The organism is Microcystis sp. M53603_WE2 (assembly GCF_030065435.1).
Map to the genome: position 1 here is coordinate 1 of NZ_JASJFF010001334.1, position 2135 is coordinate 2135.

2 protein-coding genes and 1 pseudogene are annotated in these 2135 nt (G+C 48.4%); 1 reads left to right on the forward strand and 2 read right to left on the reverse strand.

Annotated features, from left to right (window positions below; genetic code table 11):
• A pseudogene (locus PX481_RS28065) lies at positions 1-178 on the reverse strand (Rpn family recombination-promoting nuclease/putative transposase); the annotation flags it as partial.
• Between the two features lie 236 nt (positions 179-414).
• Here PX481_RS28065 and PX481_RS28070 point away from each other — a divergent pair.
• The gene (locus tag PX481_RS28070; protein ID WP_288097220.1) at positions 415-1467 is read left to right on the forward strand and encodes a 6-bladed beta-propeller; all 1053 of its coding nucleotides are present in this window, start codon (positions 415-417) and stop codon (positions 1465-1467) included.
• Positions 1468-1531: 64 nt separating this feature from the next.
• Here PX481_RS28070 and PX481_RS28075 read toward each other — a convergent pair.
• On the reverse strand, positions 1532-2135 hold a 604-nt coding region (locus PX481_RS28075; RefSeq protein ID WP_288097222.1), incomplete at its 5' end, for an Rpn/YhgA-type helix-turn-helix domain-containing protein.

Genomic DNA, 2135 nt, shown 5'->3' on the forward strand with positions numbered 1-2135 from the left:
ATTCGGTATGGAGAATTAGTTGCTCTGACTGCAAAAAAATCAGAGAATCGGCACGAATGGGGTCTAATTGTAATTCTGTCGGGTCGAGGACGGTTAAGGAGAGGGGAGAACCCAATAACCAAGTGGCTAGATCATCGGAGAAGTTTTCGGCAATAAATTTACAAATATTATCAAACATCGTCAGGGATTACTTTCCGTTTCTCCTAGGATACCCTCGGTCGCCGGTGTTGACATCCTGTATTTGTCGTAACTGTTGCCGAGGCGAATCGTAGCGCAGAATACATTATAGGCAAAATTCAATTCTACTCATGGACTAAATCCCATAGATATCGGCAAATTCGTCACATCTTCCCAGAAATTTCTTGACAATTGCTAGAGGAAAGGGTACATTAGGAGCAGATTTTCTGAAGTTTTATGTCCCTATCTAAAGTTATCAATCATGGGGGGCGGGAGAAGCGTAGCTTATCAAAGGCTCTGCTGAAATCCTTTTCCCTAGTCACGGCCACTGCGATCGGATGTATTAGTGTCGCCACCAGTGCCACTGCGGCCAGTTTTTCCTTCGCTTTCGGTAGCGAAGGTTCGGGGAACGGTCAGTTCATGCTCCCCCGTGGTATCGCCGCCGGTAGAGGTGGTAATATCTATGTAGCCGATACGGATAACAATCGGGTACAGGTATTCAACTCTAGTGGTGTCTTCCAGTCCGCTTTCGGTAGCCAAGGTTCGGGGAACGGTCAGTTCCGAAGCCCCTACGGTATCGCCGTCAGTAGAAGTGGTAATATCTATGTAGCCGATACGGATAACAATCGGGTACAGGTATTCAACTCTAGTGGTGTCTTCCAGTCCGCTTTCGGTAGCCAAGGTACGGTGAACGGTCAGTTCCAAGGCCCCTACGCTATCGCGGTCGGTAGCAGTGGTAATGTCTATGTAGCCGATACGGGCAACTTTCGCGTACAGGTATTCAACTCCAATGGAGGCTTCCAGTTCGCTTTCGGTAGCTTCGGTACGGGGGACGGTCAGTTCCAAGGCTCCTACGGTATCGCTGTCGGTAGCAGTGGTCATGTCTATGTAGCCGATACGTTCAACAATCGCGTACAGGTATTCGACGACCGTGGTGTCTTCCAGTTCGCTTTCGGTAGCCAAGGTTCGGGGAACGGTGAGTTCGAAAGCCCCTACGGTATCGCTGTCGATAGCAGCGGTTATATCTATGTAACCGATACGTTCAACGATCGCGTACAGGTATTCGACGACCGTGGTGTCTTCCAGTCCACTTTCGGTAGCTTCGGTACGGGGAACGGTGAGTTCAGTAGCCCCTACGGTATCGCTGTCGGTAGCCGTGGTAATATCTATGTAGCCGATACGGTCAACAATCGCGTACAGGTATTCAGAACGCCCGAACCTTCTAGTATTATCGGATTAGGCATACTAGGGGGCGGTTTAGTGGTGCGTCGCCTCGCTAAACGTGGTTAATCGGTGTGGAGTGGGGAGATGAGTTAAAATTTTCCTAATTCCCCACCCTTTGCAGTTAAAAGCTTTAATTGTGCTGCTGTCTTTGTAATTGCTCGATCGCATCGGGGGATAAATCAGTAAATTGGGCGATTTCTGGGATAGGAAAGCCAGCAGATAGCATTTTTAGGGCAATTTGTCGAGCTTTTTCTTCTTTACCCTCCTCTTTGCCTTCCTCTCGGCCTTCCTCTCGGCCTTCCTCTCGGCCTTCCTCTCGGCCTTCCTCTCGGCCTTCCTCTCTGCCTTCCTCTAAAATATCTTGATAGATGACGGATTCTCTCATAATGTCACTCCGAAGGATTTTTTTAATCGTCTCTCGATTTAATACTAACCCAGCGAGAATACTGGTAGCGGCGGCGAGATTGCTTTGCACCTGTTTTTGAGAGATAGTTTCTAGAGAACGGGACACCAGACTTAACACCTGTTCTGGATCATCGGTATTGCTGAGGATGGCAAAGGGTAATAAACCGGGATGATGGAAAAATTGTGGTGTATTTTCTTCCCAAAGACGGATGACTTGAAAAGAATGAAAGGTTTCCCCCAGACGGAAGGTATTTTCTTGCACTAGGGGAGAATCGCTGCGTCGCAGATAAATTACCACTTGACGCATTGGTTTTTGGGGATGACGACGA